Source organism: Pseudomonas sp. IT-P260 (assembly GCF_949768395.1).
GTDB lineage: Bacteria > Pseudomonadota > Gammaproteobacteria > Pseudomonadales > Pseudomonadaceae > Aquipseudomonas > Aquipseudomonas parakoreensis.
The window spans coordinates 40,500-62,769 of the sequence record NZ_CATKPO010000003.1; the positions used below are offsets into that span (position 1 = coordinate 40,500).

Below are 22,270 nucleotides of genomic sequence, written 5' to 3' on the forward strand. Positions count from 1 at the left end.
AAAAGGCACCCCAACCGATGCGAAGACTCCCCTCACTGGCCGCCCTCAGAACCTTCGAATGCGCCGCCCGCCACGCGCATTTCGGCCGGGCTGCCGCCGAGCTGTGCGTCACCGACAGCGCGGTCAGCCACCAGATCCGTCAGCTCGAAGAGCAGCTCGGCGTCTCGCTGTTCATCCGCGAAGGCCGGCAGATCCGCCCGACCATCGCCGCCGGGCGCCTGATGCAGAGCCTGCAGCAGGCCTTCGAATTGATCGGCGAGGCCTGCGATGAACTGCGCGATCCATCGTCGCTGGCGGTCGTGCGTCTGGCGGTCACCGCCGAACTGGCGCAGAAGTGGCTGATGAACCGCCTCACTGATTTCTATGCGCGCTATCCGCACATCACTCTGCATCTCTACGAACAGCCGATCGACGCCAGCGCGCCCGGCGAGGACATCGATCTGGCGATCACCTACGGCACCGGACCTGTAGACAGCAGTTCCTACTTCGTGCGGCCGTTGCCGGCGCTGCAATTCTTCCCGGTGTGCAGCCCCGGGCTGTTCAACCAGGGCGCTCTGAAGTCGCCGAAGGACTTGGTGCGCCATTGCCTGCTGCACGACGATCAGGATGGCAAGACCTGGACAACGTGGCTCACCAGCCACGCCGGCGATCTGCGCCCGCAGCGTCAGTTGTATTTCGCCCATGCCGGGTTGGCGCTGGAAGCGGCGGCGCAGGGGCAGGGCGTGGCGATGGGCGACAACCTCACCGCGCACGAGGACCTGCTGAGCGGGCGACTGGTGCGGCCGTTCAGCGCGAGCATGACCGCGCTCGGCCAATACGCGCTGGTTTGCGAACGGCTGCGGCTGGAGCGTCCGGCGGTGGCGCAGATGCTCGAATGGTTCAACGATCAGCTGAGCGATTGATGAGTTGAATTCAACGGTTCCGCAATAATCATCGTTGGCGAGCCTGCCGTCCGCGACCTTAGCCTGTGGTCATTCCCCACCCAAGACGAGGTTTGACCATGGCACGTTTGCTCGACTCCACCCCCAAACACGACGGCTTCCGTCTGCCCGGCGAATTCGAAGCCAAATCCGGCTGCTGGCTCGGCTGGCCGGAGCGCACCGACGTGTGGCGCAACGGCGCGAAACCGGCGCAGAAAGTCTGGGTGCAGATCGTCACCGCGATCTCCCACAGCGAACCGGTCACGGTCTGCGCCTCCGCCGCGCAATTTGCCACCGCCCGCCGGCAATTACCGCCGCAAGTGCGCGTGGTCGAGATGACCTGCAACGACACCTGGTTTCGCGACAGCGGCCCGTGCTTTGTGGTCAATGATGAAAGCGGCGAAGTGCGTGGCGTCGACTTCGAGTTCAACGCCTACGGCGGCCTCGACGGTGGCCTGTATTACCCGTGGGACAAGGACGACCAGATCGCCAGCAAGATCCTCGAAATCGAACGCTTCGACCGTTACCGCGCACCGCTGATTGCCGAACTCGGCGGCATCCAGAGTGACGGTCAGGGCAGCATCCTCACCACTGAGCAATGTCTGCTCAACCGCAATCGCAACCAGCATCTGGGCAAGGCCGAGGTCACTCGGCGCCTGACCGATTACCTTGGCGCCGAACAGGTGATCTGGCTGCCACGCGGCTGCAAGTTCGACGAAACCGATGGCCATGTCGATGACCTCGCGTGCTTCGTGCGCCCCGGCGAAGTGGTGCTGCAATGGACTGACAACCGCGATGACCCGCAATGGGAAATCTATCAGGAGGCCTACGACATCCTGCGCAGCACCCGCGACAGCCGAGGTCGCGAGTTGATCGTGCACAAACTCCCGCAACCGGACGTGCTGGAATGGACCGCCGAGGAAGCCGAAGGCCTCGATCAGCAGGACAGCACCCATACCCGTCAGGCCGGCACCAGAATCTGCGCGTCGTACATCAACTACTACGCCGGCAACAGTTCGATCGTGGTGCCGCTGTTCGGTGATCGCAACGATCAGGTGGCCATGGCGACGCTCGCCGAACTGTTCCCGCAGCACCAGATTGTCGGCATCGAAAACTCCCGGGAAATCCTCCTCGGCGGCGGCAACGTCGCGTGCATCACCATGCCGCAATACGCTGGCACGCCTTACAAGAAGGGGGTGTGATGATGGGCCTGCACAAACTGACTCAAGCGTTATTGCTGGTGCTTGCACCCCTGTGTGTGCAGGCCGCCGATGCCGCCAGACCGGTGGTCAATCTGTACATCTGGGGCGAGTACCTGGCCCCGGATACGCTGAAGAATTTTGAAGCGCAGACCGGCATTCAGGTGGTCGCCGATCACTTCGATTCGCTGGAAACCGTGGAAACCAAACTGCTCACCGGGCGCAGTGGTTATGACCTGGTGCTGACCGCCGGCCAGCACCTGTCGCGGGCCATCGAGAGTGGTGCGATCCAGCCGCTGGACAAGGCGCAAGTGCCGCACTTTGCCGGGGTCGGCGAGGAGTTTCGCCAGCACATGGCGGTGTTCGATCCGGGCAACCGCTACGCCGGGATATACGCCTGGGGCACCACGGGTGTGGGTTATCAGGAGCAGGCGATCAAGCAGCGTCTGCCGCAGGCGCCGACCGACAGTTGGGCGATGCTGTTTGACCCGGCCGTGGTGGCGAAATTTGCCGATTGCGGGGTAAGTCTGCTCAACGATCCGAACGAAGTGTTCGCGGCGGTCATGAAGTACATGGGTCTGGACATCAACCGGCAGAACCTCGATGACCTGAAACTCGCCGAGCAGCAACTGGCGAAGATCCGCCCGTACATCCGTTACTTTGACAACGACCTGAACATCAGCGACCTGGCCAACGGCAACACCTGCGTGGCGATGTCGTGGAACGGCAACGTGGCGATTGCAGCAGGGCAGGCGCAAGCGGCGAACAAGCCGTTCCAGCTCAGCTACCGCATCCCCAAAGAGGGCACGTTGATCTGGTTTGACGCCATGGTCATTCCCAAGGATGCGCCGCATCCGCAGGCCGGGCTGGCGTTGATGGATTATCTGATGACGCCTGAGGTGATCGCGCCGATCACTGACACCATCCACTACGCCAATGCGATCACGGCGGCGGATGCTTTGGTTGATGCGTCGATCCGCAATGATCCGGGGACGTACCCGTCGGCGGCGGTGCGGGCTTCGCTGTACCGCAAGAACGACAATGGCAAGGCGTTCAATCGGGCTTTGATTCGGGCGTTCAGCAAGTTGAAGTCAGGTCTCTGATTTGAGGTTGAATCAACTGGCGCCTTCGCGAGCAGGCTCGCTCCCACCTTTGCAACGCATTCCCCTGTAGGAGCAGCCTGCGGCAGCTCCTACAGGGGTTTGGGTACGCGCCACAAATACCAGGCTGCCACCGTCCGATACGGGCTCCACGCCAAGCCGATCTCGATCATTTGCTTGCGCGTTGGCTGCACCTCCAGCCCCTTCAATCGGCGATAGCCCTCGCGCACGCCAAAGTCATCCGCTGGCAAAATATCCATGCGTTCCAGGCTGTAGATCAGCAGCATCTCCACCGTCCAGCGGCCAACCCCGCGCAGGCTGACCAGACGTTCAATCAGCGCCTCATCGTCCATCGCCAGCGCGGTGGGGTAGTCCGGTACCACGCCGTCCAGCGTTGCCTGGGCGATGCCCTGAATCGTTGCAATCTTGCCCGCCGAAAAGCCGCAGCCGCGCAGTTGATCAAAGTCGGTCGCGAGAATCTGTTCAGGCCGGGGAAACGTCTGCCCGGGAAACAACGCCACCAGGCGCCCGACAATCGCGTCCCCGGCCTTGGCGTGCAGTTGCTGATAGGCAATCGCCCGCACCAGCGACTGATACGGATCACGCGTCGGATGCGGTTGATGCAGGCAGGGGCCGACGGCGGCAATGTGGCGCTGCCAGTCTGGGTCAAGTGCGGCCAGATGTTCGCTTGCCGCTTGATAGCACTCAGTCATGATCTTTCAGCGAACATCGCCATCCTTTGGAGAGAGTGTTCAAAGCGCCAGGGGTTGTGTGATCTGCACCGCAGCGTTTTCCAGCCTCAGCAGAAACGCCTTGCGCGGCTGCCCACCACCATAGCCGGTCAGTGAGCCATCCGCGCCAATCACCCGATGGCACGGCACCACGATCGACAACCGATTGTGCCCGTTGGCCAACCCCACCGCGCGACTGGCGCCGGGTTTGCCCAAACGTGCCGCGATGGCACCGTAGGTGCTGGTGTGGCCGAAGGGAATGTTCAGCAGCTCGTTCCAGACTTGCCGGTCGAACGTGCTGCCGGGCAGGTGCAGTGGCACGCTGAAGGAGCTGCGGGTGCCGGCGAAATATTCCTTCAGTTGTTGTTCGATCTGCTGCAGATGGGCATCGTGCCCCGGTGCGACCACGTAGCCGTGACGGGCCTGCAATTCCTCAACCTCGCGGGTCAGCGCCGGGCGGTCGAGAAACTCCAGCAACACCAGTCCCCGACGTTCGGCCATGGCGATCATCGGCCCCAGTGGTGTGGTCAGGCGGGTGAACAGCAGCGGTTCACTGTTGGCCGCGCGTCCCGGGGTGATGTGGAAGGATTTCTGGAATGCGTCACGAAAACCGCTGAGCGATTCATAGCCGGAATCAAATGCCGCGTGATCAATCGAGGCGCCCTGGCGAATGCCACCCAGCGCCATGCCGAGCCGGCGCGTGCGCAGCCATGCATGGAAGGTCATGCCGAAGTGCTGCTTGAACCAGCGCCGCAGCTTCAGCGGTTCGATGCCTTCGGCCAGCAACTGGGCGTCACTCCAGCGCACCTCCGGGTCGGCATCGACGGCTTTGAGCAGGCGCTGCACCCAATCGGGTGCGATGGCCGCGGCGTCCAGCGGTTTGCAGCGCAGGCAGGCGCGATAACCGGCGCTCAGGCACTCATCGGCATGAGCGAAGAATTCGACGTTTTCCGGCTTCGGCTTGCGCGCCGTGCAACTGGGGCGGCAGAAGATCCCGGTGGTTTTCACGGCCGTGAAGAACACCCCCTCGTAGGCGGTGTCGCGTTCGAGCATGGCGCGAACCATCTCGGCGTGGGGCGGCAGCAGTGCGGTTTGTATGTTCATGGCCAGAGCTTAAATCCAGGATTTCGATGGCTCCACCGAAAAATCGACAGTGAATTTCCAGAACCTCTGAACTACCGTGTAGGAGCTGCCGCAGGCTGCGATCTTTTGATCTTGTTTCTTAAAATCAAAAGCAAAAGATCGCAGCCTGCGGCAGCTCCTACAGAGTGGGTGAGGTGTCGAGTTCATGCATCCGTTTTCGATTCAACATATTGATCACATCGTCCTGCGGGTCGCCGATCTGCAGCGCAGTATCGATTTTTACCGCCAGGTCTTCGGTGCCGAGGTGGTCAGGCACAACGAGCCGCTGGGTCTGGTGCACCTGCGCGCCGGGACTTCAATGATCGATCTCGTCGACTTGCAAGGCGAGCTGGGCAGGAAGGGCGGCGGGGCGGCCGGTACCGAGCGGCGCAACGTCGATCACTTCTGCCTGCGCATCGAGCCGTTCGATGAATTTGCGCTGACCAAGCACTTGCAGGCACACGGTCTGACCGTGGAAAAAGCCGCCCGACGCTTCGGCGCCGAAGGCTACGGCCTGTCGCTGTATTGCTTCGACCCGGACGGCAATCAGGTCGAACTCAAAGGCCCGTCCGAGGCTTAAGCGCGCTTGGCGAACAACAGCACTGAAGCGGCCGCCGACAGCAGACCTGCACAGCAACGGTTGAAGACCCGTTTGCCGCGCGGCTCGGCGAACCAGCGGCGCATGTGCAGGCCCATCCACGCATAGGCGCCGATCGCGATCCATTCCAGCAGCAGGAACAGTGCGCCGAGCACGGCGAATTGCGCCGGCACCGGGCGGCTCGGGTCGACGAATTGCGGCAGGAACGCGGTGAACAGCAAAATCGCTTTCGGATTGCCCGCCGCCACCAGAAACTCCTGACGCGCCAGGCGCCAGAATCCCACCGACGCTCCCGCCATTTGCTGCTCGGCCTCGGGATTGGCGCGCCACAGTTGCCAGGCCAGGTACAGCAGATACGCCGCGCCGATGATCTTGATCGCATGGAACAGCCATTCCGAGGTCTGCAGCACCACTGACAATCCGGCGCCGGCGAGGGCGATCATCCCGGCGAACGCGATAATCCGCCCGATACCGGCGGCGCAGGCCCGGCGATAGCCATAGCGGGTGGCATTGCTGACCGACAGCAAATTGTTCGGCCCGGGGGCCATGTTCAAGGCAAAGCAGGCCGGCAGAAACAGCGTAAGCGTGGCGAGATCCATGGGTTTGGGCTCCAGAAGCGATGCCGCATTTTTATCACAGGCGGCGGCCGCGTTGACCCATACAGTCTCGCGGCGCTGTCGCGGTACAGCCTTGGCAGTACCTTCAATCCAGTCGAACTTTTCCGATTGGGCGGAACTCTCAAAAGTCTGAAGGCGCTGGTTTCGTCAGAAAAATCTATGCGCCAAGTCAGAAAAAGGCGTTTGCCGTGTAATATTCGTCCAAAGCTGCAAACACCCTGCCGGCCCCGAAGCGGCCCCACCAAGAGCGATTTACATGCAAGCAAAGGCCCGTGAAGTTTATGTGCCGCCGGTGCTGCAAGATCTGCGAGCCGGCACTGCCGAACTGCACATCGCACTGGAAAAACGTCTTCCTTTTTTCTCCAATACCCTCGATTCCAACGCTTTCGTACGGTTGATGCAGGCTTATTACGGCTTTTATCGGCCACTGGAAAACGCATTGCTCGACAGCGGCGCGATCCCGGTGGATTTCGATCTTGCGCCACGCCTCAAATCGCAGATTTTGCTCGATGATTTGCAGGCTCTGAGTCTGACGACCGAGACCATCGCCCGTTTGCCACAGTGTCAGACGTTGCCCGTGATCGACTCCGGGCCGACTTGCCTGGGTGTGCTGTACGTGCTGGAAGGGGCAACCCTCGGCGGGCAGATCCTGCGTCGCGAAATCGCTTCGCGGTTGCGTCTGGACGCCGACAACGGCGCGGCATTCCTCGACGTTTACGGCGCTGCCACCGGCCGCCGCTGGCGCGATTTCATTGATTACCTGGGCAGTCGACCGCTGAGTGCGGATGAACGTGAAGCCGTGGTTGCGGCGGCCCAATCCACATTCAGTTGTTTCGAGCGCTGGCTCGAAAGCCGGGAGGTACTGGCATGAACCCGCAAGACCAAGAAGCCTTTGAAGAACTGCTGGCCAACTGTGCCGACGAACCGATCCGCTTTCCGGGTGCCATCCAGCCCCATGGCCTGCTGCTGACCCTGAGCGAGCCGGCGCTGGAAATCATTCAGATCAGCGCCAACGTCGAGACCCTCTTGGCACGTCCGGCGCAGGAGCTGATCGGCCAGCCGCTGCACAGTCTGTTGGGTGAAGCGCCTGCCGCCGCTGTGCGCGAAGCGCTACAGCAACCGGTGTTCGCCGATGCCGGACCGCTGCATTTCCGCCTCAACGGCACCGCGTTCGAAGGTCTGCTGCACCGTCATCAAGGCGTGTTGATTCTGGAACTGGAAATCCACGTCGAAAACTTCCAGCCGCGTAACGTCGCCGGCAACCAGACCCATCTGGGACGCATGCTCCAGCGCTTGCAGGCAGCCACCACATTGCAGGCGCTGTATGACATCAGCGTCAAGGAAATCCAGGCGATGACCGGTTACGACCGGGTGCTGATCTACCGCTTCGAGGAGGAGGGCCACGGTCAGGTGATCGCCGAGGCGTCCGATCCGTCGATGGAAGTGTTCAACGGCCTGTTCTTCCCGGCTTCGGACATCCCCGAGCAAGCGCGCGAGCTGTATCGCACCAACTGGCTGCGGATCATCCCGAATGCCGATTATCAGCCAGTGCCGCTGGTGCCCAAGCTGCGCCCGGACACCCAGACCCCGCTGGACCTGAGTTTCGCCACCCTGCGCAGTGTCTCGCCGATTCATTGTCAGTACATGAAAAACATGGGCGTTCTGTCGTCGATGAGCATCTCGCTGCTCAAGGGTGACAAACTCTGGGGCCTGATCAGCTGTGGCAACCGCCAGCCGCTGCATGTGCCGCACGAATTGCGCAGCGCCTGTCAGACCATCGGTCAGGTGCTGTCGCTGCAGATCAGCGCGATGGAGGCGCTGGAGCTCAGCCGTCAGCGTGAAGAAAAGGTCGAGGCGCTGGCGTTGCTCAATCAGGCCATGATCGACTCGCCGCAAAACGTCTTCGATGGCCTGGCGCAACAGCCGCAAGTGTTGATGGCACTGGCCGGGGCCGGGGGCATTGCGATCATCGAAGACAAGCAGTTGCACCGTTACGGGAACTGCCCGGAACCGGAAGACATTCGCGCCCTGCACAAGTGGCTGCAGGAAACCGGCGAGCCGGTGTTCGCCAGTCATCATTTGGCCAGCGTCTATCCGCCGGCCGCGCAGTTTCAGCAAGTGGCCAGCGGCGTGCTCGCCATGAGCCTGCCCAAACCGGTGGACAACGGCGTGTTGTGGTTCCGCCCCGAGGTCAAGGAGAACATCAACTGGAGCGGTGATCCGCGCAAGCCGCTGGACCTGGAAAACTCCGATGCCGGCCTGCGTCTGCGCCCGCGCACCTCGTTCGAAATCTGGAAAGTCGAGATGGCCGGGATCTCCACCAAGTGGAGCCACGGGGATCTGTTTGCGGCCAATGACCTGCGCCGCTCCGCACTGGAAAACGACCTGGCCCGGCAGGTACGCCGCGAGCAGGAAGCGGTGCGCGCCCGGGATGAGCTGGTGGCAGTGGTTTCCCACGATTTGCGCAATCCGATGACCGTGATTTCCATGCTCTGCGGCATGATGCAGAAGACCTTCAGCTCAGATGGCCCGCACACCTCGCGGCGCATCTCCACCGCGATCGACACCATGCAGCAGGCCGCCGGGCGGATGAACACGCTGCTCGAAGACTTGCTCGACACCTCGAAAATCGACGCCGGGCGCTACACCATCGCCCCGCAGACCCTGGACGTCGGGCAGATGTTTGAGGAAACGCAATCCCTGCTGGGGCCGCTGGCGCTGGACAAGGACATCAGCATCTCGTTCCAGGCCGACCCCGACCTGAAAATCCATGCCGACCCGGAGCGCCTGTTTCAGGTGCTGTCGAACCTGATCGGCAACGCGATCAAGTTCACCCCGCGCAAAGGTTCGGTGGGCGTGCTGGCCAAGTCTGACGGCAAGGAAATCGTGTTTACCGTGCGCGATACCGGTGAAGGCATTCCCAAGGAAAACCTGGCGCGGGTGTTTGACCGATACTGGACGGTGAAGGAGGGCAACCCGACCGGAACCGGACTGGGTCTGTACATCACGCAGGGGATTGTTGAAGCTCACGGCGGACGCATCGAGGCCAGCAGTGAGCCGGGTGAGGGCACGGAGTTTCGGTTCACCGTGCCGGCGATGCTTACCGGTGAATGAGAAAATCCGTGCCTCGTTAAACGGGGCACGGATTTTGAGTGGTCAGCCCAGATCGCTCAACGACATGAACACGTGTTTCGGCATCGGTACAAATCGCTGGTTGCGCAGCTGGCTGATCGCATACACCGCGCTGGCGGTACGACCATTGCCGTCGCCGAAGCCTTGAAACCCGGCGATGGCCGCCAGCAAGTGTTTGTCGAAGTGCTCATGGGCGGCATCGAGCGTTTTCAGATGTCGTTCCAGAGCAGCAAAACCGCTAATGGTGCCACCATATTTTGTTGGCTGTCCGACATCGCGCACAGACCCCGCCAATTCAGGAACCAGTCGAGCGTTGATCTCTTTAACCACGGTCGCGTCGGTCAGGGATTTGTTGTTGCCCGCATACTCACGCAGGATCGCCACAATGTGCGTCAGGTCGTTGTCGGAGGTCGAGCCTTTGACCATCCACGCCCCGGCTCGCTGCGCATTGTCGGAGAAACCCTGCGGGTTGAACGACGATTCTGGCATCACGTCGGTGTAGGGCGGCTTGCCAAGATCCAGCTTCAAGACGTTTTGCTGATGATTATTGAGGTAGATGACTTTCTTTGATTCAAGCTCGGCCATGAACCCGAGTGTGTCGGAATAGTCATGGGCTTTTGTGGTGAACTTCGTTCCATCGAACCGGGGCCCTTTGTTTTTTGTGAACGTGATTAATACGTTGTTCGCTGCGGCGTGGCCTATTAACGATTCCAGTTGCTGGAATCCCTTTGACGGCGCAGCCGCTTCCCTCGTTGCAGTATTGAAAAGATGCTGCAGCTCTGTCGCATTGCTGCCCTTGGGGACGGATACAACGTCCTGACTCAGTCGTGTGACGATCTGTTCGACAGTTTCCAGAGCGTCATCCTTGAACAGTGCCCGCGCATGAGCCACCGTCGGCAGGGTCATGCGAATCTCGGCCGCCGCCCCGGACTTGCTCAACGCTTTGACCAGGTCGTAGGAGCCACTGCTGGCGGTCGTCAGTCGACGCAACTGGCGGGCGGCTGTCATGCTGATCGAACTGCCAGCCTGGCTGAGTTTCAGCGCGCCTTTGCCTGCCAGCTTCCCGGCGCCGACGATCACTTGGGGAACACCGTCAACGGGGTTGAAGATTGACACCAGAACACTGCCGGCCACGCGCCCCAGGCTCAGCAGCTTGGTGCTGCTTGCCACTGCCTTTGCCAGCGCACCGGCCGCTCCGATAAAGACGAAGGACACAGCAAGGGCGTCGATGACGCAGCTGAAGGCGGCCCCGCTGCGTTTATCCGGATCATCCGAAGTCAGTTGCTGGATACAGCCTCTGAATGGAATGAAGATATTCAGAATGATGTTGGCAACGCGCTCGTACGCTTCCTGCTTTTCCTCGTATTCAGTCTGGTCATAGCCCATCCGGTAGTATTCGTCGTAGGTGATCGGCGGGTTCTTTTGCGCAATGAAGTCGGCAATGTCTTTCAGCCTCGGCGATTGGTAACTTTCCATTGGCGATGTGTACCAGGCTGACTCTTTGTCGTATGGCGCAAATTGACCAAACCGATCAAGCAGCATGCCGAACTCGTGAACATCTGCATGTTCGGCCAGTTCCCAGTGGCGGCGCGGCAGTAGTTTATTGATGTCTGCTTGTTCGCTCTGGGAAGGCGTTGCACCCTGGAAGTACGCCGCGTGCTCGGTAATGATGTTTTCCAGATAGGTAAGGCGCGGGAAGTTCCCGTTCTTGCCGTTGGTCGCTCCGTCGAAGCTTGCTGTGTCTTCGTTAAATACATGACCGCTGGCGAAAGCCTCGGCCAGGCGATCGCTTTTGCGGCACAGTCCTTGTAACGGGAACAACTCATAGCAATGGTTTTTCGATTTGTGGCGGCACAGGATGACCACCCCGTGCGGCGAGAAGTGGTCGGCGCTGTGCCCGGGGATATTGCGGTTGCCGCGCACCAGATAGAGCGTTAATGCGCCCTGTGTCAGTGCTTCTCGATCACTCAGGCCGAGGCGGGAAAATGCCAGCCGGATCATCGTGCTGATTCCCGACTTGAAGGTTTCGTGCTGCCCCTTGATCTTTGCGGCATACAATTGATTGACTGGCGCAAGGCTGGCCAATGTCGGATGCACGTCGTGCAAATTGCGCCGGGTCGATGTGCTGGTGAGGTTTTTACGGTGTAACTGGTCGGCAAGGTAAAGATTGATCACCGTGTCGCTGATCAGTCCCCCTTTATTGTGCGGTGAACGAAATACCTCCTGATGGTGGTTGATGTCGGCATCGAACAGCGTTTGCTGCGCCAGGTTCCTTCGGCTGACCGGCGCAGTGGTTATAGACTTCAGTGCCGCCTCCAGTTCATCGGCATATGTGTTGTAGTGATTCACTGCCGCTGTTGCGATTTGTTCTTCCGATAATGCCGAGTCTTCACGGAGCATCACCTCGTTGATGTTTGCCCAATCCAGCACGCACTGCAGATTGAGTAATTGATGCAGGGCGCGTTGTGCATCGCTGAGCGGCGCAAGTGCGGCAAACTTCATCAGTTGCTCATAAGACAGTTTGCGCGACAAGCCGGGAGCGATCCTTTCTGTCAGCATGACCGCCTTGCGCAACATGACCCAGCCTGGTGAACCGATCAGCAGTGTCGGCGGGGTAACGACCAGAAACTCCGGTGATTGCCCCGCCAGCACCAGTTCCACTGCCAGGTAAGCGGCGAACGGACTGACGCGGTTGATCTGCTCAAAATGGCCTTTGAGACGTGTCCGCGCCTGCGCCGGGGTTTCATGCACATACAGCGATTCATAACGCAGACTTCGATGAGTTTCGACCCGCTCATCCGAGCCCATGTCCAGGTCCAGCACGACCGCGGCGAGCAGCAACCGGCTGCGGGTGACCTCCGTTACCGTGTGTGCCTTGCCCTCGATCAGAAGTGCATCGAAACAACTCTGAGCCAGACTTTTTGCCTCGCTCGTTTGCATCAGAATTTCCCACGCCAGTCGCGGATCTTCCTGCAGCAAGGCGCCGCTTCTCTTCTTGAGCAGCACATCCGTCAGGTAGTTGATCAACGGCTCGGAATACCGCCCCGAGTCAGCCATCAACTTTCGCACGACCTGCATGATCACAGGATACTGCTCCGGCTCGACTATCAGGGCGACATCCTGAGTCTCTTCGGAAATACCCCAGTAGTTAGCGAATTTTGGCGGCGCGGGCATTTTAAAGTTCAGGTAGTCGATCAGGTTTGCAAGGTCTGCGTAGTCGTTGGGCGGATCGATTTCCTGAAATGCAAGCCAGTTGCGCAGTGGCACGGTGGCGCTGGAGGAAATAATGCCGCCAGAACGCCATGCGGTTTTCGACAAGAGTTCGATATCGTTCCGTAAAGATTCGATCTCATACAGTTCATCGGTAATGATGGTGTAGTGGATGTAAAAACCCGTAGCGCCGAACTCTTCATAGGCGGCGTAAACTTCACCATTGCTTCTGACCATAAAAAAGTGATCGGCAGGCAGGTCGAAGGAGGCAATGAATTCAATGAATTCTGGATGTTTGCTGAGTGAACGCAGCAATAATTTGCCGGCGAGATGTTCACTGTCGAAACGGCTTCCCGAAACAACTTCCGTAGCGAGTTGCATGAAGTCTTCTTCAGCACGAAAGGCTTGTCGAAGGAAGTTTCGGTTCTCCAGAGCCTCGGCGATGTTCAGTCGTTCAGCTTCGTCGGCCGATGCTGGGGCAGTTGCAAATAGGTTGCGATTAATATCCATATTGACTTCTTCTGGTTCGGGTTATTTAGCGCAGCAGCCAGCCAAGTTAAATTGGCTGGTTGTGAAGTGGTCGGGAATATAAAACGTCGCGCAATGTTGGTGTTTCATTTTAAGTTTCAGGTTGTTATTAAAAGTATCGAGATGTCTACTTGAAGTATTAAGTGGCAACAGAAACTTCTTCTCCGGCTTCAAGTGCCTGAGTTGTGGCGCGGGTCGTGGGTGATTTTGTTCAATACGCGAGCCGGCGGCACTGTTTACTGTTGGCGCCTTGTTCCCCAATTGCAGCAGGTGCGTAATGAGTCTGATTGTGTCGATGGCGGCGTTTGCGCTGGTGGCATCCATAACCCCGGGGCCGGTGAATATCGTCGCGCTGAGTTCCGGGGCGCAGTACGGCTTTCGGGCCAGTCAGCGGCACGTGGCGGGGGCGACGCTGGGCTTTGTGCTATTGCTGGTGCTGATGGGTTTGGGCCTGCATGAAGTCCTGAAACTGTGGCCATTCCTGACCCGGGTGGTGCAATTGGCCGGGGTGGCATTTCTATTGTTCATGGCCTGGAAGCTGGCGGCCGATGACGGCCAGTTGCATGCCGGCGAAACGGGGCGGGCGCCGTCGATGCTGTACGGCGCGGTGATGCAATGGCTCAACCCGAAAGCGTGGCTGGCCTGTGTGGCAGGGATGGGCGCGTTTGTCGCCGATGGCGAGGCGCGGCTGGTCTGGCAGTTCGCCGCAGTGTATCTGGTGATCTGTTATCTGTCGGTCGGTTGCTGGGTGTACGCCGGAACGTTTTTGCGGGGGTATCTGGGCAATCCGGCGGGGATGCGCCTGTTCAATCGCTTGATGGCCTTGTTGCTGGCGGCGAGCGCGGTTTATCTGCTGTTGCCGTGAGCCCGAAGTCGATGGTCAGCCGCGATATTGGCCGGGTGTCGCGGCCAGATGCTGTTTGAACGCGCGCTGAAAATGTGCCTGATCGGCAAACCCTGCTTCCAGTGCAACATCGGCAATCAGCTGGCCGCTGCGCAGGCGTTCACGGGCAAACTGGATGCGCTGGTTGACCAGGAACGCGTGCGGCGTCATGCCGTAATGCTGTTTGAATGCGCGGATCAGATACGACGGTGACAACTGTGCCGCCGTGCAGATGTCCTCCAGGCTGAGCAGGTCGGTGCAGTGTTCGCGGATGAAGTCGGCAGCGCGTTCGAGCTTGAAATTCGGTTCACGCTGCGGTGGTTCAGCCGGGTTCAGGCGTAGTTGCAGATCGCTGAAAAACTCCACCGCTGCGCTGTGTTTGCGCAGTACGTCCTGCTGCTCGTCGACCAGTGTGGCGTACAGCGCTCGCAGGTCACGAAACAGTCGCGGGTCATCCAGATGAGTATTGGAAAACCGCCGAAACTCAAGCTCCGCACTGAACCCCAGTTGATGCTGCAGATCCGTCAGCCACGGCGTCTCGACATACAACATCAAGTACGACCACGGCTGATCATCGATCGGATTGCAGGCGTGCACGTCGCCCGGATTCATCAGCACCACGGTGCCGGCGGCGACTTCGAATGTCGATTGCTCATGCACATAAATGCTGCGCCCGGCCGTGATCGCGCCGATGGAAAAGTGCGCATGGGAATGGCGTGAGTAGCAGACCTCACGACCATCGGCGATGGCCCGCGCTTCGATGAAGGGCAGGGCATCGTCCCGCCAGAAGCGTGGGGCTTTTTGAGGGTTTTTGGCGGCAGCGTGTTTCATCGTTATGGTTCCCGGCAGGCCAGACCCGGAGTGTATTAGCTCTGGCCGGCAAAGGCCCGTTCCAGTTCGGCGATGTCGAGTTTTTTCATCGTGAACATGGCCTGCATCGCCCGTTGCGATTTGCTGGTGTCGGGGTCCAGCATCATGTGCATGAACGCCACGGGGACGATCTGCCACGACACGCCGAACTTGTCCTTGAGCCAGCCGCATTGCTGGGCCTCGACCGGGCCACCGGCCGACAGGTTGCCCCAGAAGTGGTCGATTTCTTCCTGATTCTGGCAGTTGACCTGAAACGAAATCGCCTCGCTGAACTTGAACATCGGCCCGCCATTGAGCCCCGTGAAACTGTGGCCGTCGAGTTCGAAGCTGACGGTCATCACCGCGCCTTCCGGCTTGCCGTGGAATTCCTCGCCGACCTTGCTGTAGTGGGTGAGGCCGGTAATTTTCGAATGATCGAAGATCGAGCAATAGAACTTCGCAGCCGCTTCGGCCTGATCGTCGAACCACAGGCACGGCGTGATTTTCTGGAAACGTTGCATGGCAGTCATCCTCGGCAGGTTAGACACGCGGGATTTACAGCGTAGTCAGTCCTTGGTCGACTGGCGGTGCCGTAGATCGACAACTGAAGCATTAGACGCCAAACTTTGTGGGAGCGAGCCTGCTCGCGAAAGCGTCGGCACATGCGGCAACGAGCCTGTCAGACACTCCGCATTCGCGAGCAAGCTCGCTCCCACAAGGGGCTCGAGTTGCCCCGGTCAGCGCCGTTCGGCGATCAGCAACAGCGACTGCGGCACCGGGCTTTGCGGATGTTGCGGCTCCTGCAGGCTGACCAGTAGAAACCCGGCCATGTCCAGCGCGTTGCACCAACTCGACAGCGTGCGGAAATACCACGGCATCGGCTGCCACTGGCCCTTGAACGCGGCGAACGATTCTTCACGCCAGCCATCCTGATAATTGCCGGCCGCCACGACCCACGGATGCAGGGTCTGAATGATGATGGCGCCGCCGGGAACCAGCAACGCATGCATCGCAGCAAGCAGCGGGATGATGTCCTGATGCAGCAGCGAAAAGTTGGCACAGATCAAATCGTAATCACGGCCAACATCAATCTCGGCGTCGACCAGCGCCGCGTAACGGGCGACATGCACCTTTGTCGAACCGGCCGCACGTGCCGCCTCGATCAGACTTGCATCGCCGTCGACACCCGCCGCATCAATGCCGCGATCCGCCAGCGCGCGCAACAACCAGCCTTCGCCGCAACCCAGATCCAGCACGCGTTCCGGTTGGCGGCCCATGATCGCCAGCAGGATCGCCTGATCGGTGACCTGCTGGCGGCTTTCGATGGCACCGCTGCGGATCACCTCGATCCAGGCATCAGCGTTGGCGTGCCAGCTCTGTAACAAGGTGGATTCAGGGGAGGACATGGCGCTGTCTCCGGCAAAGGGCAAATTGTGAGCGTTCGCTTGTACGGCTGCTATGTTCAAAGGCTGAACAGAGTCTGGCAGAGGATAGACACCATGACCCCATTAACCGGCGGTTGCCTGTGCGGCGATGTGCGCTTCGAAGCTGCGGGCCAACCTTACCGCGTCGGCATTTGCCATTGCCTCGACTGCCGCAAACATCACGGCGCATTGTTTCACGCATCGGCAATATTTCCCGAGAAGGCGGTGACCGTCAGCGGGACTCTCGGCGAGTATCAAGGGCGGGTGTTTTGCCCGCGCTGTGGTTCGCCGGTACTTGCACGTTCGGGGGATGAAATTGAAGTGAATGTCGGCTCGCTGGACGCGCCGAACCAGTTCAAGCCGACTTATGAGCTGTGGACCATCCGCCGCGAGTCCTGGCTACCGGCGCTGCCATTGGCGCACCATTACGAACGTGATCGCGAAGGGACGGGCCGTACCGAGGCGTAGTACGCAGTCAAGCCAATCACCCGGTCCCCTGTGGGAGCTGGCTTGCCAGCGATGAGGCCGGCGCATCCACAATTGATGTTGCCTGATCCACCGCCATCGCTGGCAAGCCAGCTCCCACAATGATGTGTGTCAGCCGCGAATAAACGCCAACAAATCCGCATTGATCGTCGGCGCCTCGGTTGTCGGCATTCCGTGCGGAAAGCCCGGATACGACTTCAGCGTGCCATTTGGCAGCAGTTTCGCCGATAAAGGCCCCGAGTTCGCGTACGGCACGATCTGATCATCCTCGCCGTGCATCACCAGCACCCGCACGGTGACTTTTTTCAGGTCTTCGGTGAAATCGGTCTGGGAGAACGCGACGATCCCGTCGTAATGCGCCTTGGCGCCGCCGATCATGCCCTGACGCCACCAGTTGCCGATGATGCCTTCCGAAGGTTTTGCTCCCGGACGGTTGTAGCCATAGAAAGGACCGCTGGGAATGTCGCGATAGAACTGCGCGCGATTGGCCGCCAGTTGTGCCTGAAAATCATCGAACACCGATTTCGGCAAACCACCGGGATTGCTTTCGGTCTGGACCATCAACGGTGGCACCGCGCTGATCAGCACGCCTTTGGCTACGCTGTCCTGCCCATGCCGGGCGATGTAGTGGATGACCTCACCGCCGCCGGTGGAGTGGCCGACGTGCACCACGTTCTTCACCCCCAGATGCTGAACCACCGCCAGCGCATCGTCGGCGTAATGATCCATGTCGTGGCCGTCCCAGACCTGGCTCGATCGTCCGTGACCGCGCCGGTCATGGGCAATCACCCGAAAGCCCTGGGCCAGAAAGAACAGCATCTGTGCATCCCAGTCGTCCGAGCTGAGTGGCCAGCCGTGGTGGAAGTGGATCACCGGAGCGTCCTTCGGGCCCCAGTCCTTGTAGAAGATATCGACGCCGTCTTGAGTGGTGACAAATCCCATGTTCGCGACTCCTGACCAATGTGATGGGTGACCGCGCTCGTCGCAAACCGGTGGTGCTGGCTCGGGTGAGCGCCGTTATCAGCCAGAAGATTAAAGTCGACATTTTTACGTTGAGGCATGACCGGTGGTCGCAACGTCTGGCTTGCGGCGCAATTTGGGCTTTGCTGAAAGGGATAAGCCGAGGCGCGCACAGGCTTCGATGGCCGTAGCGACGCCCCTTCAGAACACCGTGAGTCTGAGGAAAACCCCCGATGCTGACCTTGAATATCAATGGCAAGGATCAGGAGCTCGATGTGCCGGCAGACATGCCGTTGCTCTGGGTCCTGCGTGATGTGGCGCACCTGACCGGTACCAAATTCGGCTGTGGCATGGCCCAGTGCGGCGCCTGCACCGTACACGTTGATGGGGCACCGTTGCGTGCCTGTATCACGCCCGCCACCGCCGTGGCCAACGGCCAGAAAATCCTCACCATCGAAGGCCTGTCCACCGACGGCTCGCACCCGGTGCAGCAAGCCTGGGCCGAACTGGATGTGGTGCAATGCGGTTACTGTCAGTCCGGGCAGATCATGTCTGCCGCCGCGCTGCTGGCGAAAATCCCCAAACCTACCGACAGCGATATCGATCAGGCGCTCTCCGGCAACATTTGCCGCTGCGGCACCTATCCGCGAATCCGCGCAGCAGTGAAACGTGCGGCCGAAATTGGCTGATTGGGAGACAGACGATGAACAGTCCTGTATCGCGTCGCGGCTTTCTCAAGGGCAGTGCCGTGCTGGGTGGCGGTCTGGTGGTGGCGTTTGTCGTGCCCGGTGCCCATCGATTTGCGCGGGCAGCGGAGAATGAAGGCAAGGTCTTCGCGCCGAATGCGTTTTTGCGCATCGCCGCCGACAACAGCGTGACGGTGTTGCTCGGGCATTCGGAAATGGGCCAAGGCATCTGGACTGGCCTGACCATGTTGATCGCCGAAGAACTGGACGCCGATTGGTCGACGATCCGCGTCGAGCACTCGCCGGCCTCGGCGGCCAATTACGGCATGCCGGCATTTGGCGGGATGCAGATTACCGGCGGCTCGACCTCGACCTGGATGGAGTTCGACCGATACCGGCTCGCCGGGGCCACGGCGCGGCAGATGCTGGTGGAAGCGGCGGCCAAGCGCTTCAACGTTGCGGCGTCGACGATTCGCACTGAGTCGGGCGTCGTGATTGCCGGCGATAAACGCGCGACGTATGGCGAACTGGCGGATGCCGCCGGGCAACTGCCGGTGCCGGATCCGAAGTCGATCACCTTCAAGGAGGCCAAGGACTGGAAAGTCATCGGCAAACCGACCAAACGCCTCGACACCCCGGAGAAAATCACCGGGCGCGCCAAGTTCGGCATGGACGTGCAGTTCGACGGCTTGATGACGGCGATGGTCGCGCGGGCGCCGGTGTTTGGTGCCACGGTCAAATCCTTCGAGGGGGCCGAGGCGCTGGCGGTGCCCGGCGTGCACAAAGTGGTACAGGTGCCTACCGGCGTGGCGGTGATTGCCGATCATTACTGGGCGGCGAAACTCGGGCGTGATGCCTTGAAAGTCGATTGGGACATGGGCCCGCACACTGACCTGAGTAGCCAGGGCCTGCTCGACAACTTCCGCAAACTGGCAGCGACACCGGGCACTTCCGCCAGTCACGCCGGGGATCCGCAGGGCAACTTCAATAAAGCGGCGAAGAAAATCGACGTCGAGTACAGCGTGCCGTATCTGGCCCACGCACCGATGGAACCGCTCAACTGCACGGTGAAGATCAGCGCCGACAAGTGCGAGATCTGGACCGGCACGCAATTCCAGACCCTCGACCAGATGGTCGCCGGCAAGATCACCGGGCTCAAACCGGAGCAGGTGGAGATTCACACCGAGTTTCTCGGTGGCGGTTTCGGGCGCCGGGCCAATCCGACTTCGGACTTCGTCGCTGAAGCCGTGCAAGTGGCGAAAGCGGCCGGGATGCCGGTGAAAACCGTGTGGTCCCGTGAGGATGACATTCGCGGCGGTTATTACCGCTCGATGTTCCTGCATCAGGCGCGCATCGGCCTCGACGGGCAGGGCATGCCGTTGAGCTGGCAGCATGTGCTGGTCGGTCAATCGATCATGGCCGGCACCATGCTGGAACAGACCATGGTCAAGAACGGCATCGACGCAACCTCGGTCGAAGGCGTGGCCGACAGCCCGTATATCAAGGGCCTGGCCCATCAACAGGTTGAACTGCATTCACCGCAGACCGGGATCAACGTGCTGTGGCTGCGCTCGGTGGGGCACAGCCACACCGCGTTCGTCATGGAGTCACTGATCGATGAAATGGCCACGGCGGCCGGCAAGGGCCCGGTGGAATACCGGCGAACGTTGCTCAAGGATCATGCGCGCCATCTCGGCGTGCTGAATCTGGCGGTGGAGAAGGCCAACTGGACAGCGCCATTGCCGGACGGGCATGCGCTGGGCGTGGCGGTGCACGAGTCGTTCGGCAGTTATGTGGCGCAGGTGGCCGAGGTCTCCCAGGACAATCTGGCGATCCGCGTGCACCGCGTGGTGTGTGCGGTGGATTGCGGGATCGCGGTCAATCCTCAGAGCATCGCGGCGCAGATGGAATCGTGCATCACCTTTGGCCTGGGCATGGCACTGCACAGCAAGCTGACGGTCAAGGACGGCGCGGTGGTGCAATCCAATTATCACGACTATCAGGTGCTGCGGCTCAACGAGATGCCGCTGGTCGAGGTGCATATCGTGCCCAGCAGCGACAAACCCGGCGGCATCGGCGAGGCCGGTGTTCCGCCTACCGCGCCGGCGGTGGCCAACGCGGTGTATGCACTGACCGGGCAACGCCTGCGTGAACTGCCGCTGCAACTGTCGGGGGTGTGAGATGAAACGACATCTGCTGTTGGGCACGGTGATATTGCTGGGGCTGGGCGGCTACGCCTCGGACCTGTTCGCCGACGATCAGGAGGCACTCAAGGCGTTCAGCACGGTGCAGAAGGTGTTCCAGAGCCCGCGTTGCCAGAACTGCCACATTCCCGGCGACTCGCCGCTGCAATTCGATGCCGGCAAACCGCACGCGATGAATGTCGTGCGCGGCATGGACGGCAAGGGCGCCGCCGGTTTGCCTTGCGCCACCTGCCATGCCGAGCGCAACCCGCCCGACAGTTATGGCCCGCATGCGCCTCCGGGGGCGCCGCACTGGAGCCTGCCACCGGCAGCGCACAAGATGGCCTGGATTGGCCTGCCGCCGGACAAGTTGTGCGCGATGATCAAGGATCGTTCCAGCAACGGCGACCGTGATTTCGCCGCGCTGATCAAACATGTCAGCGACGACAAACTGGTGCTGTGGGGCTGGAATCCCGGAGCCGGGCGCACGCCGGTGCCAGTGCCGCATGACATTTTTGTGGCCCAGTTCAAGCTTTGGGCCGATGCCGGCGGGCCATGCCCGGTGGCGGGCGGCTGAGTGTGTGAGTCGCTGGCGATTCAAGCTACTCTAACGGTCGTTGACCCTGATGGAGTGCGTGATGCTGGCCCCGATCAAACCTGCCAATGAAGCTGTGCGAATCCAGGCATTGCACGGACTGAACGTCCTGGACTCTGCGCCCGAAGAACGTTTCGACCGTTTGACGCGTCTGGCCAAACGGCTGTTCAACGTGCCGATTGCGTTGGTCACGCTGGTCGACAAGGATCGGCAATGGTTCAAGTCGTGCGTGGGCCTTGACGTCAACGAAACCCCACGGGATGTGTCGTTCTGTGGGCACGCGATTCTTCAAGATGAATTGCTGTTGGTGCCGGATGCCAAGCAAGACAAACGCTTTCATGACAATCCACTGGTGACCGGCGAGCCGAACATCCGTTTTTACGCGGGCTACCCGCTGACCGTGCCCAACGGCAACAAGATGGGCACGCTGTGCCTGATCGACACCAGGCCGCGCGAACTCGATGATGAAGAGCGCGGGCTGTTGCGCGATCTCGCCGGCATGGCCGAGCAGGAATTGATGGCGGTGCAGATGGCGAACATGGACGAGCTGACGCTGCTGTCCAACCGCCGTGGCTTCAAAGCTCTTGCTCAGTATGCGCTGGAGGCCTGCAAGCACCGGGACAAACCGGCGACGCTGCTGTTTTTCGATCTCAATGACTTCAAACACATCAATGATCACTATGGGCATGCCGAAGGCGACAGTGCGCTGAAGACCTTCGCCGACGTGCTGCGCATCGCTTTTCGCGAGAGCGACGTGGTCGGGCGCCTGGGTGGTGACGAGTTCGTGGCGCTGCTGACCGGCTCCAGTCACGTCGAAACCACGGCGATCATGGCGCGGCTCAAGGACATCCTGGGCGAGCGCAATACGATGTTGCAACGCGGCTACGACATCCGCTTCAGCGTCGGCCAGATTGAATACGATCCGCAACGCCATGACACGGTGGATCGGCTGCTGGCGGATGCTGACGAGGCGATGTATGCGCACAAGCAGGCGTTGAAACGGCGCTGATTCGGGCCGCTATCGCTGGCAGGCCAGCGATAGCGTCC

Annotated in this window: 20 protein-coding genes; 12 read left to right on the plus strand and 8 right to left on the minus strand. The window is 60.5% G+C overall.

Annotation, left to right across the window (positions count from 1 at the left end; all coding sequences use genetic code 11):
• Positions 1 to 17: 17 nt before the first annotated feature.
• From ACM6HV_RS02325 to ACM6HV_RS02335, 3 genes are all read left to right on the plus strand, one after another.
• Positions 18 to 902, plus strand: coding sequence for a LysR substrate-binding domain-containing protein (locus ACM6HV_RS02325; protein ID WP_414903317.1), 885 nt, complete (start codon positions 18 to 20; stop codon positions 900 to 902).
• Between the two features lie 98 nt (positions 903 to 1,000).
• Positions 1,001 to 2,122 carry an agmatine deiminase gene (gene aguA, locus ACM6HV_RS02330; RefSeq protein ID WP_414903319.1) on the plus strand — a complete coding sequence of 374 codons (1,122 nt, stop codon included), beginning with the start codon at positions 1,001 to 1,003 and terminating at the stop codon, positions 2,120 to 2,122.
• Between the two features lie 2 nt (positions 2,123 to 2,124).
• Positions 2,125 to 3,222 carry an extracellular solute-binding protein gene (locus tag ACM6HV_RS02335; protein ID WP_414903469.1) on the plus strand — a complete coding sequence of 366 codons (1,098 nt, stop codon included), beginning with the start codon at positions 2,125 to 2,127 and terminating at the stop codon, positions 3,220 to 3,222.
• Positions 3,223 to 3,311: 89 nt separating this feature from the next.
• On the opposite strand, the gene ACM6HV_RS02340 is transcribed toward ACM6HV_RS02335, so the two are convergent.
• Positions 3,312 to 3,932 carry a DNA-3-methyladenine glycosylase family protein gene (locus ACM6HV_RS02340; protein WP_414903321.1) on the minus strand — a complete coding sequence of 207 codons (621 nt, stop codon included), beginning with the start codon at positions 3,930 to 3,932 and terminating at the stop codon, positions 3,312 to 3,314.
• A 39-nt stretch (positions 3,933 to 3,971) separates the two neighbouring features.
• Positions 3,972 to 5,054 (minus strand): bifunctional transcriptional activator/DNA repair enzyme AdaA, encoded by a 1,083-nt coding sequence (locus ACM6HV_RS02345; RefSeq protein ID WP_414903323.1) that lies wholly within the window; start codon positions 5,052 to 5,054, stop codon positions 3,972 to 3,974.
• A 184-nt stretch (positions 5,055 to 5,238) separates the two neighbouring features.
• Here ACM6HV_RS02345 and ACM6HV_RS02350 point away from each other — a divergent pair, with 184 nt between their 5' ends.
• Positions 5,239 to 5,652, plus strand: coding sequence for a VOC family protein (locus ACM6HV_RS02350; RefSeq protein WP_414903325.1), 414 nt, complete (start codon positions 5,239 to 5,241; stop codon positions 5,650 to 5,652).
• On the opposite strand, the gene ACM6HV_RS02355 is transcribed toward ACM6HV_RS02350, so the two are convergent.
• Positions 5,649 to 6,269, minus strand: a complete 621-nt coding sequence (locus ACM6HV_RS02355) for a LysE family translocator (RefSeq protein WP_108182969.1) — start codon at positions 6,267 to 6,269, stop codon at positions 5,649 to 5,651. The two genes, ACM6HV_RS02350 and ACM6HV_RS02355, sit on opposite strands and share 4 nt — an antisense overlap.
• 274 nt (positions 6,270 to 6,543) lie before the next feature.
• On the opposite strand from ACM6HV_RS02355, the gene ACM6HV_RS02360 reads away from it, so the two are divergent.
• Both ACM6HV_RS02360 and ACM6HV_RS02365 read left to right on the plus strand, forming a co-directional pair.
• Entirely contained in the window at positions 6,544 to 7,158 is a 615-nt protein-coding gene (locus tag ACM6HV_RS02360) for a biliverdin-producing heme oxygenase (RefSeq protein WP_414903328.1), read from the plus strand.
• Positions 7,155 to 9,401 (plus strand): ATP-binding protein, encoded by a 2,247-nt coding sequence (locus ACM6HV_RS02365; protein ID WP_414903330.1) that lies wholly within the window; start codon positions 7,155 to 7,157, stop codon positions 9,399 to 9,401. The genes ACM6HV_RS02360 and ACM6HV_RS02365 overlap by 4 nt, the downstream gene beginning before the upstream one ends.
• Before the next feature lie 42 nt (positions 9,402 to 9,443).
• Here ACM6HV_RS02365 and ACM6HV_RS02370 read toward each other — a convergent pair whose 3' ends face one another.
• Positions 9,444 to 13,139, minus strand: coding sequence for a hypothetical protein (locus ACM6HV_RS02370; RefSeq protein WP_414903332.1), 3,696 nt, complete (start codon positions 13,137 to 13,139; stop codon positions 9,444 to 9,446).
• 295 nt (positions 13,140 to 13,434) lie between these two features.
• On the opposite strand from ACM6HV_RS02370, the gene ACM6HV_RS02375 reads away from it, so the two are divergent.
• Positions 13,435 to 14,022, plus strand: coding sequence for a LysE family translocator (locus ACM6HV_RS02375; RefSeq protein ID WP_145595564.1), 588 nt, complete (start codon positions 13,435 to 13,437; stop codon positions 14,020 to 14,022).
• A 15-nt stretch (positions 14,023 to 14,037) separates the two neighbouring features.
• On the opposite strand, the gene ACM6HV_RS02380 is transcribed toward ACM6HV_RS02375, so the two are convergent.
• The 3 genes from ACM6HV_RS02380 to ACM6HV_RS02390 form a co-directional block, all read right to left on the minus strand.
• Positions 14,038 to 14,871, minus strand: coding sequence for an AraC family transcriptional regulator (locus ACM6HV_RS02380; RefSeq protein ID WP_108182963.1), 834 nt, complete (start codon positions 14,869 to 14,871; stop codon positions 14,038 to 14,040).
• A gap of 35 nt (positions 14,872 to 14,906) precedes the next feature.
• A complete protein-coding gene (locus ACM6HV_RS02385) occupies positions 14,907 to 15,410 on the minus strand; it encodes a VOC family protein (RefSeq protein WP_414903335.1) in 504 nt (167 codons plus the stop codon).
• Between the two features lie 216 nt (positions 15,411 to 15,626).
• A complete protein-coding gene (locus tag ACM6HV_RS02390) occupies positions 15,627 to 16,295 on the minus strand; it encodes a class I SAM-dependent methyltransferase (RefSeq protein ID WP_414903337.1) in 669 nt (222 codons plus the stop codon).
• Positions 16,296 to 16,388: 93 nt separating this feature from the next.
• Here ACM6HV_RS02390 and ACM6HV_RS02395 point away from each other — a divergent pair, with 93 nt between their 5' ends.
• The gene (locus ACM6HV_RS02395; protein WP_414903339.1) at positions 16,389 to 16,781 is read left to right on the plus strand and encodes a GFA family protein; all 393 of its coding nucleotides are present in this window, start codon (positions 16,389 to 16,391) and stop codon (positions 16,779 to 16,781) included.
• 129 nt (positions 16,782 to 16,910) lie between these two features.
• Here the strand turns inward: ACM6HV_RS02395 and ACM6HV_RS02400 are convergent, their stop codons facing one another.
• The gene (locus ACM6HV_RS02400) at positions 16,911 to 17,741 is read right to left on the minus strand and encodes an alpha/beta fold hydrolase (protein WP_414903341.1); all 831 of its coding nucleotides are present in this window, start codon (positions 17,739 to 17,741) and stop codon (positions 16,911 to 16,913) included.
• Between the two features lie 251 nt (positions 17,742 to 17,992).
• Between ACM6HV_RS02400 and ACM6HV_RS02405 the strand changes: the two genes are divergently transcribed.
• The 4 genes from ACM6HV_RS02405 to ACM6HV_RS02420 all read left to right on the plus strand — a co-directional run bounded on the left by ACM6HV_RS02405 (position 17,993) and on the right by ACM6HV_RS02420 (position 22,232).
• Positions 17,993 to 18,448, plus strand: a complete 456-nt coding sequence (locus ACM6HV_RS02405) for a (2Fe-2S)-binding protein (RefSeq protein ID WP_025111491.1) — start codon at positions 17,993 to 17,995, stop codon at positions 18,446 to 18,448.
• 14 nt (positions 18,449 to 18,462) lie between these two features.
• Positions 18,463 to 20,625, plus strand: a complete 2,163-nt coding sequence (locus ACM6HV_RS02410; RefSeq protein WP_414903343.1) for a molybdopterin cofactor-binding domain-containing protein — start codon at positions 18,463 to 18,465, stop codon at positions 20,623 to 20,625.
• Position 20,626: 1 nt separating this feature from the next.
• Positions 20,627 to 21,205: a hypothetical protein gene (locus ACM6HV_RS02415; RefSeq protein WP_414903345.1), complete on the plus strand. Its 579-nt coding sequence runs from the start codon at positions 20,627 to 20,629 to the stop codon at positions 21,203 to 21,205.
• A 61-nt stretch (positions 21,206 to 21,266) separates the two neighbouring features.
• Positions 21,267 to 22,232: a sensor domain-containing diguanylate cyclase gene (locus tag ACM6HV_RS02420; protein ID WP_414903347.1), complete on the plus strand. Its 966-nt coding sequence runs from the start codon at positions 21,267 to 21,269 to the stop codon at positions 22,230 to 22,232.
• Positions 22,233 to 22,270: the final 38 nt, after the last annotated feature.

Bases quoted from the DNA above. Each gene is read 5' to 3' on its own strand.
- ACM6HV_RS02385 (WP_414903335.1), bottom strand. From the start codon at position 15,410: ATGCAACGTTTCCAGAAAATCACGCCGTGCCTGTGGTTCGACGATCAG.
- ACM6HV_RS02420 (WP_414903347.1), top strand. From the start codon at position 21,267: ATGCTGGCCCCGATCAAACCTGCCAATGAAGCTGTGCGAATCCAGGCA.
- ACM6HV_RS02410 (WP_414903343.1), top strand. From the start codon at position 18,463: ATGAACAGTCCTGTATCGCGTCGCGGCTTTCTCAAGGGCAGTGCCGTG.
- ACM6HV_RS02395 (WP_414903339.1), top strand. From the start codon at position 16,389: ATGACCCCATTAACCGGCGGTTGCCTGTGCGGCGATGTGCGCTTCGAA.
- ACM6HV_RS02345 (WP_414903323.1), bottom strand. From the start codon at position 5,054: ATGAACATACAAACCGCACTGCTGCCGCCCCACGCCGAGATGGTTCGC.
- ACM6HV_RS02335 (WP_414903469.1), top strand. From the start codon at position 2,125: ATGGGCCTGCACAAACTGACTCAAGCGTTATTGCTGGTGCTTGCACCC.
- ACM6HV_RS02370 (WP_414903332.1), bottom strand. From the start codon at position 13,139: ATGGATATTAATCGCAACCTATTTGCAACTGCCCCAGCATCGGCCGAC.
- ACM6HV_RS02390 (WP_414903337.1), bottom strand. From the start codon at position 16,295: ATGTCCTCCCCTGAATCCACCTTGTTACAGAGCTGGCACGCCAACGCT.
- ACM6HV_RS02365 (WP_414903330.1), top strand. From the start codon at position 7,155: ATGAACCCGCAAGACCAAGAAGCCTTTGAAGAACTGCTGGCCAACTGT.
- ACM6HV_RS02360 (WP_414903328.1), top strand. From the start codon at position 6,544: ATGCAAGCAAAGGCCCGTGAAGTTTATGTGCCGCCGGTGCTGCAAGAT.
- ACM6HV_RS02375 (WP_145595564.1), top strand. From the start codon at position 13,435: ATGAGTCTGATTGTGTCGATGGCGGCGTTTGCGCTGGTGGCATCCATA.
- ACM6HV_RS02405 (WP_025111491.1), top strand. From the start codon at position 17,993: ATGCTGACCTTGAATATCAATGGCAAGGATCAGGAGCTCGATGTGCCG.
- ACM6HV_RS02350 (WP_414903325.1), top strand. From the start codon at position 5,239: ATGCATCCGTTTTCGATTCAACATATTGATCACATCGTCCTGCGGGTC.
- ACM6HV_RS02415 (WP_414903345.1), top strand. From the start codon at position 20,627: ATGAAACGACATCTGCTGTTGGGCACGGTGATATTGCTGGGGCTGGGC.
- ACM6HV_RS02355 (WP_108182969.1), bottom strand. From the start codon at position 6,269: ATGGATCTCGCCACGCTTACGCTGTTTCTGCCGGCCTGCTTTGCCTTG.
- ACM6HV_RS02380 (WP_108182963.1), bottom strand. From the start codon at position 14,871: ATGAAACACGCTGCCGCCAAAAACCCTCAAAAAGCCCCACGCTTCTGG.
- ACM6HV_RS02400 (WP_414903341.1), bottom strand. From the start codon at position 17,741: ATGGGATTTGTCACCACTCAAGACGGCGTCGATATCTTCTACAAGGAC.
- ACM6HV_RS02325 (WP_414903317.1), top strand. From the start codon at position 18: ATGCGAAGACTCCCCTCACTGGCCGCCCTCAGAACCTTCGAATGCGCC.
- ACM6HV_RS02340 (WP_414903321.1), bottom strand. From the start codon at position 3,932: ATGACTGAGTGCTATCAAGCGGCAAGCGAACATCTGGCCGCACTTGAC.
- aguA (WP_414903319.1), top strand. From the start codon at position 1,001: ATGGCACGTTTGCTCGACTCCACCCCCAAACACGACGGCTTCCGTCTG.